Source organism: Bradyrhizobium sp. USDA 4486, from assembly GCF_054057995.1.
Genome location: NZ_JBSRZV010000001.1, coordinates 165,036 through 178,410, shown reverse-complemented (window position 1 = coordinate 178,410; position 13,375 = coordinate 165,036). Strand labels below are relative to the sequence as shown.

Sequence of the window (13,375 nt, the reverse complement as noted above, 5' to 3'; positions counted from 1 at the left end):
TGGGTCAAGACTGCCGAGGGCCAGTAACGGTTGGGCCAATTGAGCGTCAGCACTCATCATCCGACCGCGAATGATCCCTTCGCACTCCTCGGTCACATGGCACAGCCCTGCCATTGAGAGGAGGCCCGACAGCTATTCTCGCGTTAGACTACTGCGGAAAGCAACTGAGATCGCGCGAACATAGGTTTTGGCCGATCGATGTCCGCTGTGGGACCGAATGGCGAGCAATGCCTTGGCTGCCCTGGTCGGCAAAAAAGCCCCGAACACGAAGAACGCGGCCATCGCAAGCTTTCGAGCGGGCCCATAGGGTTCCACGAGAAGCCCTACGAGTAGCGCCGCAACGCTGATGGATCTTCGGGCTCTCCCCGTCACGATCTCAAGGCAATATTCGCGCTCACGATAGTAGAAGGCTTGTTGCGGCTGGATCAGCTCACGTCCGGGCGCGAAGCGCCTCACAATGTCACGGAGGTGCTCTGTGCGAAGCACGAATCGCCTCATATCACGCTCGAGCACGGGTGCCGTCGGAAGCTGCCCGAGCTGAGAGTCATTTCGGCCATGCACGCGATAATGCCCCAGCTCTTCGGAAAGGCTTACAACATCGCCAAACAAGGGCGCAGCAAACAGAATCACCCCGTCAACTGCTTTGTCGTAGTTAACTTCCCGCAGCAGTTCGCACACGTCACGGCGAAATACATTGCCGGAGGTTGGCGGCGTCTTATACACGCCGCGCCTGAGCACTTCGTCCAGCACGCGGTCTCGCTCTCGAAACGAATCTAGTGAGCAAAATGGACCCAAAGGATTGCCGTCAGCATCGATCAGTGTAAGCCCGAATTGCACCTTCGCAACGCGCTCGTCCAACTTGTCGAGGAGCTTCGTCAGTGAACCGGGCTTCAATTCGTCATCGGCATCGAGGAACAATATGAAGGGTGCTTGCGTGCTTGCCAGACCGTATAGGCAAGCCCCCAGCTGCCCCCGATTCTCGATCTTGAAAGCTTTGACGCCGGAGCGGGAAATAGCCTCCCACGAATGGTCAGTTGAGCCGTCGTCAATGACCACAAGTTCGCAGGCATCGCACTTCTGGTCCAAAACGCTTCTGATCGCGCGTTCGACGAAAGTTTCATAATTGAAGCAGGTAATGATAACAGCCAGCTTGGGAGCAAGACTTGCACCCGTTCGCGTGAGGGCCTCGAATGGATTGCCCAATGTGTCTGTTTCAAGCGCGTCCATGAACATGCCGGGAAGCTTCTTCATAAATCTGAAGCGTTTCACGGGCCACCCGATCTATTGTAAGAAAATCGAGATTGATTTGACTGTTTTTCTTCCACTCCAGCACGGCTTGTTTGTCCTCCAGCAAGGAGCGCAGCACTACGGCAAGCCCCGCCGGATCGCCCGTCGGAACGAGGATCCCCGCTCTGCCGCCATCGAGCATTTCAGGAATTCCATCCACGTTACTCGCGACAATAGCGCAACCAGCTTCGCGCGCCTCCGATAGTACCAGAGGAGCGGGATCGGCATGCGACGGAAGCACGAAAACATCTGCCCCGAGCAGAAATGGAAAAGGATTGTCTTGAGCACCCATGAAGGTGACCGCCTCCGCACACGCCATCGAGCTCACTTGCGTCAAATACTCGGCCCGGTGCGGACCATCGCCAACGATGTACAAATGCGCGGTATGGATGACCCTGTGCACCGCCTCGAACGCGGAAAAGAGGTCAGCGAGACCCTTTCTCGGATGAAGGCCGCCGACAAAAACCACTGCGGGCGATCGAAGTGAGGCGGGACTACGATCCTGTTTTTCGAGCCGTGCCGCACCGATTGTTCCATTAAGCACAACGCGGATCCGCGATTGTGGGACACCGCGTTTTCGCATTGAAGTCCCGACGGCAGCACTGACGGCGATTACTCGTGCGCCAAGCCCCATGAGAATTGCACTTCTCTCAAATTCGTTGTGCACGGTTGTGACCAGTGGAATCTTGAGCAGTTTGCAAATTGGCCAGGCAAGCACGGCACTCGTCATCATGTGGGCGTGCACGATGTCCGCTCGCCAATCACGCACGAGCCGATACAGCAGTGATGCGCCGTCGACGAGCTTCTTCGGTCGACGCTCAATGCTCACCTGCATTGTTTCTACGTTGTTCGAGGCGAGCAGCAGATCAAAATCGCCTCCGCTGCTCGCAACAGCAACCTGATGGCCCAATTTGGCCTGGGCACACGCTAAGTCCACGGCGGCATGAACGTGGCCATTCAGGCGGCGCGTATGGTTGAGCAATTGCAAAATGCGCATCGAAACCTGCTTGAACCCACGTCCCGATCAAGATGAGCCTAATGTTCGGCTTGGCAATGGCAAAGCACAGTTTATAGGCTGAGAGTGCGACGTCCATTTGCATGACCACCCGACGCGCAAATATGCAGCAGCCCGCGAGACGCCGGTTGGCTGCAAGCGAACAGCTCAACCGAGAGAAGAAAGGTACGAGTTCTGTTGCGAGCTAGTTGGCTCTGAGGTATCATTATGCCAGGGTCGGGCGGCAAGAGAATGCTGACGCGCTGGAGTACATCCACAGAATCTCCGTTTTCGCCCCAAGTTTAGGCTGTCTAGTATACGGCAGGTGTGATCTTGTCGTGTGGATCAGGTTTCGTTAGACGATCGATCACCGCCGGGCAGAGTTGCTGGCGCTCGGTGACGCACCCACCTCAATTCTTCTGAAGAGGCTTCGCACGCCTCGAAGGCACAGCATGGAATACGCCGCAGTTGGGCTGGCCATTTTCGGAGCGCTCTTGGGACTCCGTTTCCGATTCCGCGTATTACTACCCTTCCTTTTGCTCTTGTTGTTTGTCTCGCTCTTTGTTGCGTTCGGGCAGCGGCTCGGTACGGGTGAAACTGTGCTGCTAATCGCAGCCGCCCAGGTCATTTTGCAAGCCAGCTACGTCATTGGACTCGCAGCTCGCCGCATTTTTCCCGCGACGCACCACAAGCTGCCTGCGACAGACAAGCTTCCAGTGACGGAAAAGTAGTTGACTCCCGATAACGGCGGCCGGTTGAGCCAGTCCGTGGCGTGATAGCCATGATTGCGATGGATGGGGCGGCGCGCATCCTCACGTCGCAACGACCAGCAGCGAGTATCCGCCAAGCAATCGGACTGCAAGATCAGGTTCAGCAGCAAAGAGCAACCGACGCGGCAAGCGCATCAGACGACTGGTCAAGGCTTGGTTCGGCAATTCCAGGCGGCTGGCCGTATAGCAATGGTCTACAATCGTGTAACCGCAATCCTCAAGGGTCGCCAGCGCAGACTGTTTGAAGAAATAATGAATGTGGCCCACGTTTCTTCTGAGTTCAGCAATCGGCCACGCTCGCAGAATGGATTGCGCGGATAAATCCAAAGGGATGTGAAAGACCTTGAATTTACCAAAAGGTCGCAATCGCTTAATGAACGAAATGTAGTCCTCCACATGCTCTATGACATCAATGATAAGCACAACGTCGAATTGCAAGTTGGGTTCGTTCAGCAGGTCCTTCAAGTAGAATTGCGTGTGCTGCGTCGCTTTCGGTGCTGCCCGCCGGAATGCATCAGGTGAGACTTCGTAGCCTGACAAGCGCGCTGTAGGAAACGTTCTTTCTAGATTCAACAGAATCTCACCGGTCCCGCACCCGATTTCGCATATATGCTCGTGCGGCAGGTTGTTTCTTTTCATTATGCGCTCGATTTGGCCGGCCTTCCAAGGCGCATCTTCCTCGTGCCACGTAGGGTTGTTCTTACCATAGCCGTCCCCTTCGTATAGCTCTTTCATTGTAGAGATCCCTTCTTGCTTAAACTGTCACGCATCAAATTCGGCAGATGAAGCAGGGCCGCATATTAGAAGACAAAGCTCAATCAACGCGGAGCCGGTATCGATCGACCGAGCTGCGCAAACTGTCCGCCAACTGAGCATACAGTACCTTGGCGTCATAGTGCGTTCGTACGGTCTCGATGGCGGCCCGACCAAGCAATTGACGATTTTTCCAGGCGTCAAGGATGGCCGCAGCCAATGCCTTCACGTCGCCGACAGGGAACAGAAGGCCATCGACACCAGGCGTCACAAGCTGCTCGAATGCTCTGATCCGGCTGAGAACCACGGCCGCGCCACAGGCCATCGCTTCTAGTACTGCGAGAGCGACCGCCTCGTTAGCCGAGGGCATCGCATAAACTCCGCAATTGCGAAGAAACTCGCGCACGTCAGATCGACCGACAAACCCGCGAAATCGAACTCTGCCGGACAATCCGAGACTTACAACAAGCCTATCCAAAACGTCTCTATCCGGCCCTGTGCCCACGATATCCAAGGTCCATTCGTCCGGCAGTTCGGCTAAAGCCCGAATGAGATCGCTGGTCCGCTTTTGCCTGTTCGTCAACCGCGCAATTGTCAGGATAGTCTTGCCCCGCGTTGCGGCGGCGTCCGGAAAGAATTGGGCGACGTCACACCCATTCGGCTGCAGTCGGGATCGACCACCATAATGCCTGACGACGTCGCATTCGCGTTCGGTCTGGCTGTAGCAAAGCGCCGCACTCGAAAACGCCCGGCGCTTGAAGAGCTTTACGACACGGTCCGGCAACCCGCCGTGATCTGCGCCGACTACCGGCACATCGACTCGCCCTACCAGATGATCGAACCTTCCACTCCAGTACTCTTGAACGTACAGAAGATCGATCTCGTCTTCTCTCAAGGCATGGTTAAGGGATTGCATGAAGGCGATCGTGTTCAGCCGTTCCTCGGCATAGAGAGACCAACGCGTCCGGCGGATCAGCCGCTTCACCCATATGCGCTCGATCAGATTGTACCATTCGTCGAGCGGCAAAAACCGGACGGCTATGCCGAGATCCGTGTCATATCTCCCGGCCTCGCGGAGTGACGGAATGTAGAGCAATGGACTGATGCCATTTTGCTTCAAACCGCGCGCGTAGTACCACGCCCAGTCATTTCGGTAGCTCGCAAGATAGCTCGATCGCGTCTGATGCAGGACCCAGCCGAAGAACCCTTCGAACGAACTGCAGCTGAGCAACATTGCAACGTTGATGGAATTTCCCCCACCCATGGGTTCAAGCGCCGACATGGCGAACACACCCCACATGCGTCGCTTGCGCCTGGTTCATCGCAATACACCCCAGCTCATCGACTGCTGCGCATTGGCGGATAGGGCGGACGAGCGATCAAGCGTCGCGGCCGGCCATTGTTCGCGATCCATTTCGGTCGCTCCCCGCACCCGAGCGTACGTACCAGCCATCCCATTGAGAGAACTCTTTGAAAACCCGTGTGTATCCGTGTCTCGTCAAAATCGCGTCAATTGCCGCCTCGGTCTTCCTGTTCTGCTCCACCGAGATAAGATCTATTGCGTACCGCGAGAAGTCGAAGGCACGTAGAATGTCGTATTCGCTGCCTTCGGTGTCGATGGACATGTAGTCGATCTTCGCAGGCGCGTCGTGATCGACAAGAAGCTGATTGAGGGTCACAGTCTCGACTTGTATTTCCTGGCCCGCCGATCGCACCTCTGCGAAATGATCGCCACCAGCGAACTCGGCGACGCCGCTCAGCTCCGGATCAACAGAGTCCGTTATCAAGAAGCGTACCTTCGTACCCGAGCTTGAGCTGACACAGCGTCGATCGATGCTCGAACTGCGATTTTGCATGAGCGCCGAATGCCAGAGTGGATTGGGCTCAGCTACAATGCCTTTCCAGCCGTACTTTTTCTCCAATAGCCAGGTGTTACTATTCAAAATTCCATTGGTTGCTCCAAACTCGACAAAATAGCCTCCGCGCCTCTCGCCAAGCTCGTACCCCACCCAGAGGTCCTGGAGTATCTGTGATCGGGATTGATGGCGGTTCAAGAAGCAATACGCCAAGAACCGAATTTCCTCCATTTGGCTAAAGCGCTCAACCTCAACACGTTGCAGGCGGATCGCATTAAACATCATCCTACGGAGCGAAGGACTTTTCGCCGCCTGACTAGCAAGGGACGCAAGCGCCGAGAGGCCGCGCTTCGCAAAAACTGTCATCGTCTTGCTCTAAAAAGTTCGCCCAAACAACTCGTCTTCAACATCGACCAAGCACATCAGCACAACTCTCATCAACGCTACTCAGCGTGGTCGACTTGAATTGGCACGCAAAATGCTACAAGGGATCAGTTGATATGGGCAACAGCTAATTTTGGAACCTTGTAGTGCAGATCATAACTGCAGGCATTCGGTGTTTTGAAGTGAGGTAGTCGTCACCAGTTTGGAGTTTTCGATTATGAGTCCACAGGAACTTGCTGCGTCCATCAGCTCTTCCGGTGCGATCGATCTGATTTCGACTGATGTTTTCGATACGCTTCTCTTGCGAACAACGAGATCCGCTCGCTCACGCATTAGGCAAGGTGAGCATTTATTCAGCAGATCTCTTGCCGCGCGCGGGTGGCAGATTGAGCCATCCTTGCTGATGACCGCGCGAGCTGAAGCGGAGCGGCTGGCATTTAGGGCACTCGAAGTCGGTAGATCCGGCGAGGTCCGATTGACGGACGTCATCGGACGGCAACTCAAAATGTTGGGCCTTCCAACCTCGGAGGTTGCAACGAGATTGGCGATTGAGCTGAACGTCGAAAAAACGTCGCTTATCCTAAACCGCCATTTGGCCAACGTTCTGCTCGCGCAGCGTTATGCAGGTCGTCGTATCGTTGCCGTCAGCGACACCATGCTGTCGTCCGAAAATGTGCGCGAACTAATTCGTCACTTTTACGTCCGGGATCTCATCGACCAGATCTACACCAGCGCCGATTGTGCACGTACGAAGCGGCAGGGCGATCTATTTCCTCATGTTGCGGAAACAGAAGGCGTCTCGTTGAGCCGCATCCTGCATATCGGCGACGACGTCCGAGCCGATGTGAGGAACGCGTCAGCACATGGCATCACCGCCATCCATACACCTCGCCCGATTTGGCTTGGCCATCTTCGCAAGGCAAACGGCGCCTTGGCCATGATGAGGGTCGCCCTCTCGTCCAAGAACCGCTTTGCAAGACGACCGCCGGCGACTCTGGAAAATGCCTTTGCGTTTGGACGTTTCGTCCTTGGGCCGATCGTTACGCAATTTTGCCTGCGCATTTGGCTTTATGCCGCCGAAGTTGAGGCCCACGACAGATCTGCGTTGTTGTTCTGCGCCAGAGGGGGTGTCGGAATTAGGGAAGCCTTCGAGCGGGTGCTCGCAAGACTTTCTCTTCCCCTGGGAATGCGGCGGGACAATATCATGGTTTCGCGACTGGTCGCCGCGCGAGCCGCAATTCTAACGCGCAGTTCTTCAGCGGTTGAGGAAATTGCCCGTGAATTCCGCGGTCGCTCGTTTTCAGACGTAGCGAGCGCACTCGGCGGACGCCGGTACAGCCTTCCAGACCGATGGAACAAGCCGTTTGTCGCGAGTGACTTTCTCGAAATGCTTTTTGATAATTCCGCTAAAGAGGTGTTGTCCGACATACGGCAGCAAAATGCCCTGTTCGAGCGCCACTTTTCAACGCTTCGTAACGATTCCTCACGGATACTACTTTGTGACACAGGCCTTTACGGCAGCACTCAGCGCCTGCTGGCGAGCGCCTTCCCCGCACTTAATATCGAAACTATTCAATTCGCGCGGGCGAACTACAAACAACATGGAGAGGAGCATTTCCAAAAGGTCGCTGGCCTAGTGGTAGAGCGGAATTGCTATAGCCCTCTCGACGTTCACTCATGCGTGTTGCGGTACTGGCATCTCATCGAGAGCCTTTTTGAGCCGGCGATTCCTTCAGTTCGGTTGTTCACGGACGGCGGAGGGGACGAAGTTGCGGCCAACTGCGGCGACATCCGGTACGGGTTCATTGATCCAAGCCACAGAAACGATCTCCTCTCGGGAACACTGACTTACATCGATGAGCTTTCGATCGAAGGCGCAGCCAAAGCGTCCGCGGATGCCGAGTTGGCTTGGCTTCGCCTGAAGAAGGCCATCACGCGCCCCACCGCCGGAGTGTTGCGTTGCCTCGACCTTCCCGGCCGATCGGTGGACTTTGGCCGGCCGGATGTCCTGAACGTGTTTGGCCCACGTCAAGCTGAACCGACGTTTAGCAGATTGGCATCGCTCCGAGCCGAACTGTGGCGCGAAGGCGCGATAGCTCGGGAATTTCCCATCCTAAAGCATGCTCTCCTGCCTATGCTCGATTCCGTGCACTCAGTGCGAGCGGTGATAGCGCGCCCATGATGAAGGTTGTCACAAATTGAAAGATGACTCAGCGAATCTCCAACATCGATCTGACCAGAGCACGATTTGATTACCGAGGACGTCATGGGAAGCAGTCAGGACTATCGAGGTTAGCGCGCAATGAGTGTAGAACCGATCGGAGTGTTGACCATCCTGCTCGGTTTGCTTTGCCTGCCTCTCGGCCAGCGAGCCACGTTCAGCGTGCTCATCTGCACAACGCTATTCGGAGCTGCTGCCGCCATTCTCGTCGGCGGTGCGAACATACAACCAGCTCACCTGTTTCTGGTTTTTGTGCTTGCAACGGTGCTTGCCCAGCGGAACGTGGCCGCGGCGGCAATCAGGGCCGTGAGCTTCGGCCAGCCCGGCTTTTGGCTGTTATGCTTGGTTGTTTATGGAGTTGGCTCAGCCGTCCTGCTTCCGCGGCTGCTGGCTGGGGGAACGCCGATTGTTCCGTTGGGAGCGTCGGAATATGCCAACACCGGGTCAACCGTCCCTCTTGGCCCAGTGTCAAGCAATTTTACGCAATCCATTTACATGATAGCCAATCTCGCCTGTTTTGGCATGACAGTTGCGACCGGTTCGAGCCTCGGCGGCTTTCGGACCATTGTCGCCGCGCTGCTGAGCTACTCGGCGGGCAACGTCCTGCTAGCGTTGCTGGACATCGGCACGCACGCTACCGGGACGCAGGCTCTTCTCAGTTTCATGCGTAATGCTCAGTACGCCATGCACTTCGACGATGAGGTGAACGGCGCAAAGCGCATCGTCGGTTCTTACCCGGAAGCATCCGCCTTTGCGCGCGCGACACTGGGTGCCCTCGCATTCACGGGTACGCTCTTTCTCTTCGGCCGCAACATCGCCTTGACCGGCCTTCTGGCTGTCGCCTCATTCGCTCTCGTAATCCTATCTACGTCTTCTACCGGGCTCGCGAGCGCTCCGTTGGTGCTCTTGATCCTATACATCTCGATGCTGTGGCGCACTGGCTTTGACCCTACTCGCCCTTTCAGTTCGGCGGCTGCAATATGCGCCCCTGTCCTTCTGATCACATTGATCCTTGCTGTGCTTCTTGATGAGAGAACCTCGGAAATCGTGCAGCGCTACGCCGACACGCTCATCCTCAACAAGTCGTCTTCGACTTCAGCTATCGAGCGTAGCTCCTGGAATGCTTATGCGATGCAGAACTTCTTTGATTCTCTCGGATTGGGTGTTGGGTTGGGCACCGTGCGCACCTCGAGCCTTCCGATCGCACTCCTCTCAAACGTCGGAATCCCCGGAACGGTCTTCTATTTGCTTTTCGTGGCGACAGCTCTGTTTGGGCAACGAAACGCGCCCCATACGATTGAGGCGGACGCTTGCATTGCAGCCCGGACCGCCTGCCTGGCGCTCATGATAGGAGACACTTTGGCTGCTCCGACCGTGGAGCAAGGCCTGCTGTTTTATGCTCTTGCCGGGCTTGCGTGCTCCTCCCCCCGTGATCAGCGTGCACCCGTCCTGCTCGCGTCTTCCCCCGCGTCAGGAGCCAACGCATGAGCTCGTCCGCCGGATTCGGGATAAATGGCCGGTTCTTGACTCAACCGCTAACGGGTGTTCAGCGATACGCCCATAACGTCAGTGCCGCCATGAATCGAGCACTCGCCAGGCGGGGCAAAGCAGCGGCGATCATTGCTCCAGCTGATGCCGCCGATCCGGGATTCCAGTCGATCCCCCTCCTAACCGCCGGGCCGCTTGCCGGTCACCTCTGGGAGCAGGTGGTACTTCCGGCGCGATGGCCGGACCGGCTCCTCAATCTTTGCAACACCGCGCCAGCGATCAAGTCCGATCAGGTCGTATGTATCCACGACGCGAACGTCTTTGTTGCGCCGCAGAGCTATCGCTCACTGTTTCGCATGACGTACCGAACCCTGCAGCCGTTGCTGGCGAAGCGCGCTGCCAGGATTGCGACCGTCTCGGCCGCCTCAGCCCGCCAAATTGCTTGTCACCTTCCCGTGCGCGCCGCCGACATTGCGGTCCTTCCAAACGGCCACGAACACGCATTGGCTTGGGAGCCAAGGCGCGCCCACATCGCCCCCTCGTCCGTGCCCGACGGACGTTTTGTATTGGCGCTGGGATCGCGCGCGTCCCACAAAAATCTGCAGCTCGTTCTCAAAATCGCACCGGAACTTGCAGCGATGAATCTCAGCGTGATTATTGCAGGAGGAGGCGCGGATATTTATACCCCCGAGAGCCTGACCAGCGCGCAAGGGGTAAAACTGCTCGGCTACGTTACGGATGACGATCTCGCGTATTTAATGGAACGAGCCTTGTGCTTGCTGTTTCCGTCGTGGACTGAGGGATTTGGACTTCCCATCATTGAAGCAATGGCCCGCGGATGTCCGGTTATTTCATCCAATCGCGCCAGCATGGCTGAAGTGTGTGGCGATGCAGCCCTTCTTGCCGCGCCCGACGATCCTGCCGAATGGGTTCGACAGGTTCGACAGCTCGCAAGTTCGGCGGACCGAAGAACTGAACTGGTCGGAAGAGGACGACAGCGGCTCCGACTGTTCTCATGGGAGAGTACCGCGGCCGGCTATCTCGAGCTCATGCAAGAGCCGAAGCGTTCCCTGAGCGCACGCGTAGCGAAAGAGCAGCCCCTACCGAGCATTGCCGTCGCCGTAGCAACACGAGGCCGCCCTGAAATCGTCACGGCCACCCTTACGCACCTGCTCCGGAATCAGACGCTGCAGCCTAAGTCTGTCGTCGTCTCCAGCGTCGTGCCGGAGGACGCCGGCGAAGCGGCGAACCTGCCGGGGGTTCGAGTTGTCCTTGGTCCTCCTGGATTGCCGGCTCAGCGAAATACTGCCCTCGCTGCCCTGGGTAATGCGGCCGAGGTCGTGGCTTTCTTTGATGATGATTTTGTCGCGGATCCGGACTGGTTAGCGGCCGCCGCGATGATTTTTCGCGACGAGCCGGATGTCATCGGGCTTACGGGCTATCTCCTTGCTGATGGCATTCACGGGCCGGGATTAAGCTTTGACGAAGCGCTGAGCATCCTTGCAGCAGAAAGCGGCCCGCAAGCCCCGATACGGATCGAGCCGTTTAGTCCATATGGCTGCAATATGGCTTTTCGTGCCTCGGCGATCGGCGATACGAGGTTCGACGAGCGCCTTGTACTCTACGGTTGGCAGGAAGACAGGGACTTTGGTGCGGCGCTCGCGAAGCGGGGGGGACGCCTGATCAAATCAGCGCGTGCGCGCGGTGTTCATATGGGTGTCAAGGGCGGACGGGTTGCCGGAGACAAGCTTGGCTACTCCCAGGTGGTCAATCCAATTTACTTGGTGGGTAAAGGTACAATGACCGCCCGTCAGGCCGCGAGCCATATCTTTCGGAATGTCGCCAGCAATCTTGCACGTTCCGCGAAGCCTGAACCCTTTGTCGATCGGCGAGGCCGGTTGCGAGGAAATATTCGCGGCCTCTCTGATGTATTGCGAGGGCGCATTGAGCCAGAACGTGCGGCAACGATCATAGGCGCAGGTGACAAGATGAAGTCAGCCTCGCAAGTATCTCTCTCAGCGAAAGGCAATAGCGATGGGTCTGCAGATTTGTAGCGCGGCTCAGTGCGCAACCTTCCGGCGTAATGCGGGCTGGTTTGCGATAAGCGTGCAACGTCCGCAACACGCCACGGTCGTGAAGGACTAGGCGCAGCTCGTGCTGACTCGCAAGACCATCTTGGGGGCGGCGTGGACGGTCTCGTCCAGGTTGTCAGGCCGACTCATCGACTTCTTTACTCTTCTTGTTCTGGCTCGGCTTCTGACACCTGGCGACTTTGGGCTTACGGCAATCGCCGCTACGTTGATTACGATCGCGGACATGGTGCTCGAGGTACCAACGCTCCAAGCCCTTACACGACTGCCCCATGTGAAGAAGTCGCATCTGGATACAGCATTTACCTTGAGCATGATCAGGGGCGTTGTACTGGGCTCGGTGCTGTTGCTCGCCGCATGGCCGTTTGCACATCTTTACAAGGATCCCCGGCTCGTCGCGCTGATTCTGGCGAGCGGGATCGGACCTTTAGCACGCAGCCTCTACAGCCCGGGCATGGTTGAATACGTCCGCAGCATGAGTTTCAGGCAAGTGTTCGTTGCTGAGATCGCCGGCAAGCTCATCGCTGCTGCAACCGCGATCGCCCTGGTGTCACTCGGAGCCGGTTATTGGGCAATTGTGGCCAGCGGCATGTCTGCGGCCATAGGGGCCACATCGGTGTCATACCTGTTGGCACCTTATAGGCCGCGCCTGACGCTCTCCGAGTTTCAGGAATTCTCGACTTTTCTCGGCTGGCTCAGCGGAGCGCAGATCCTAATTGCCTTGAGCTGGCAATTTGACCGCATCCTCCTCGGGTTCTCATTAAGCAAAGCCGCGCTCGGTCAATACACGATCGCCAGCGATCTCTCAGTCATGCCCACTCAAAGCCTGATTGGCCCGGCCATGCAGCCTCTCATGGCGGCATTAGCACAGATCAATCAAAGCGTGGACCGACTCCGTAACGCATATTCAAAGGCATCCCGCTTTACCATGCTCCTCGCAGCACCAACCTGCATCGGGATGTCTCTGACATCTGATCTGATCGCCGACGTCCTGTTGGGCCCGCAATGGCACGATGCCGGCCTCTATCTGCGGTGGCTTGCTCTCTCGACCGTTCTCAGCGCCTTCTATCAGCCTCTGCATTCTCTAGCGCTTGCGACCAACCAGACCAGTTTCGTGTTTCGTCTGACCTTTGTTGAACTGTGTTCCAAGGTCATTCTGATGTCTCTTGGTCTATATTTTTACTCGCTGATCGGGGTCATCGCCGCGCGCGGCCTGGTCTCCTTCATCTTGTTTGTCCTTTCACTTCTCGCCGCCCGACAACTTGTCGGCACCAGTGCGGCTTCGGAACTAGCCAAGCTCTGGCAAGTGGCCGCTGCATGCGCAGTCATGACCATTTTGGTTATTGCCTTGAGACACACGCTTACTTGGACACGTATCCCTGCTCTGTTGGAGCTGGGGACGGTCTCGCTATTTGGCAGCGCAGTCTACGTGGCCTCGCTGTACGGCTTTGGAATCCGACTCACAAAAAGTTTGAAGGCCGTGTAATTCATGACCGGAATTAGCGCATCTGCTGGTGATATCCGCGGCCACC

The 13,375-nt window shown here is 56.8% G+C and carries 10 protein-coding genes; 5 read left to right on the top strand and 5 right to left on the bottom strand.

Annotated elements, in window-relative coordinates; all coding sequences use genetic code 11:
* Window positions 1-132: 132 nt before the first annotated feature.
* Window positions 133-1,251: a glycosyltransferase family 2 protein gene (locus ACVWY3_RS00805; RefSeq protein ID WP_456836752.1), complete on the bottom strand. Its 1,119-nt coding sequence runs from the start codon at window positions 1,249-1,251 to the stop codon at window positions 133-135.
* Complete coding sequence (locus tag ACVWY3_RS00800) at window positions 1,214-2,284, bottom strand: glycosyltransferase family 4 protein (protein WP_456836751.1); 1,071 nt, start codon at window positions 2,282-2,284, stop codon at window positions 1,214-1,216. The genes ACVWY3_RS00805 and ACVWY3_RS00800 overlap by 38 nt, the downstream gene beginning before the upstream one ends.
* Window positions 2,285-2,733: 449 nt before the next feature.
* Here ACVWY3_RS00800 and ACVWY3_RS00795 point away from each other — a divergent pair, with 449 nt between their 5' ends.
* Window positions 2,734-3,012, top strand: a complete 279-nt coding sequence (locus ACVWY3_RS00795) for a hypothetical protein (RefSeq protein WP_456836750.1) — start codon at window positions 2,734-2,736, stop codon at window positions 3,010-3,012.
* 81 nt (window positions 3,013-3,093) lie between these two features.
* On the opposite strand, the gene ACVWY3_RS00790 is transcribed toward ACVWY3_RS00795, so the two are convergent.
* The 3 genes from ACVWY3_RS00790 to ACVWY3_RS00780 form a co-directional block, all read right to left on the bottom strand.
* Window positions 3,094-3,786: a class I SAM-dependent methyltransferase gene (locus ACVWY3_RS00790; RefSeq protein ID WP_456836749.1), complete on the bottom strand. Its 693-nt coding sequence runs from the start codon at window positions 3,784-3,786 to the stop codon at window positions 3,094-3,096.
* A gap of 79 nt (window positions 3,787-3,865) precedes the next feature.
* Window positions 3,866-5,086: a glycosyltransferase family 4 protein gene (locus tag ACVWY3_RS00785; protein ID WP_456836748.1), complete on the bottom strand. Its 1,221-nt coding sequence runs from the start codon at window positions 5,084-5,086 to the stop codon at window positions 3,866-3,868.
* 97 nt (window positions 5,087-5,183) lie between these two features.
* Window positions 5,184-6,026, bottom strand: coding sequence for an FkbM family methyltransferase (locus tag ACVWY3_RS00780; protein WP_456836747.1), 843 nt, complete (start codon window positions 6,024-6,026; stop codon window positions 5,184-5,186).
* Window positions 6,027-6,447: 421 nt separating this feature from the next.
* Between ACVWY3_RS00780 and ACVWY3_RS00775 the strand changes: the two genes are divergently transcribed.
* From ACVWY3_RS00775 to ACVWY3_RS00760, 4 genes are all read left to right on the top strand, one after another.
* The gene (locus ACVWY3_RS00775) at window positions 6,448-8,226 is read left to right on the top strand and encodes a hydrolase (protein WP_456843252.1); all 1,779 of its coding nucleotides are present in this window, start codon (window positions 6,448-6,450) and stop codon (window positions 8,224-8,226) included.
* 141 nt (window positions 8,227-8,367) lie between these two features.
* Entirely contained in the window at window positions 8,368-9,753 is a 1,386-nt protein-coding gene (locus ACVWY3_RS00770) for a hypothetical protein (RefSeq protein WP_456843251.1), read from the top strand.
* Complete coding sequence (locus ACVWY3_RS00765) at window positions 9,750-11,807, top strand: glycosyltransferase (protein WP_456836746.1); 2,058 nt, start codon at window positions 9,750-9,752, stop codon at window positions 11,805-11,807. Before ACVWY3_RS00770 ends, ACVWY3_RS00765 begins: the two co-directional genes overlap by 4 nt.
* A gap of 100 nt (window positions 11,808-11,907) precedes the next feature.
* Complete coding sequence (locus ACVWY3_RS00760; RefSeq protein WP_456836745.1) at window positions 11,908-13,329, top strand: lipopolysaccharide biosynthesis protein; 1,422 nt, start codon at window positions 11,908-11,910, stop codon at window positions 13,327-13,329.
* Window positions 13,330-13,375 lie beyond the last annotated feature (46 nt).

What these genes read in the sequence shown, in the direction of transcription:
- ACVWY3_RS00805 (WP_456836752.1), bottom strand. Translation starts at nt 1,251, where the DNA reads ATGAAGAAGCTTCCCGGCATGTTCATGGACGCGCTTGAAACAGACACA.
- ACVWY3_RS00800 (WP_456836751.1), bottom strand. Translation starts at nt 2,284, where the DNA reads ATGCGCATTTTGCAATTGCTCAACCATACGCGCCGCCTGAATGGCCAC.
- ACVWY3_RS00795 (WP_456836750.1), top strand. Translation starts at nt 2,734, where the DNA reads ATGGAATACGCCGCAGTTGGGCTGGCCATTTTCGGAGCGCTCTTGGGA.
- ACVWY3_RS00790 (WP_456836749.1), bottom strand. Translation starts at nt 3,786, where the DNA reads ATGAAAGAGCTATACGAAGGGGACGGCTATGGTAAGAACAACCCTACG.
- ACVWY3_RS00785 (WP_456836748.1), bottom strand. Translation starts at nt 5,086, where the DNA reads ATGTCGGCGCTTGAACCCATGGGTGGGGGAAATTCCATCAACGTTGCA.
- ACVWY3_RS00780 (WP_456836747.1), bottom strand. Translation starts at nt 6,026, where the DNA reads ATGACAGTTTTTGCGAAGCGCGGCCTCTCGGCGCTTGCGTCCCTTGCT.
- ACVWY3_RS00775 (WP_456843252.1), top strand. Translation starts at nt 6,448, where the DNA reads ATGACCGCGCGAGCTGAAGCGGAGCGGCTGGCATTTAGGGCACTCGAA.
- ACVWY3_RS00765 (WP_456836746.1), top strand. Translation starts at nt 9,750, where the DNA reads ATGAGCTCGTCCGCCGGATTCGGGATAAATGGCCGGTTCTTGACTCAA.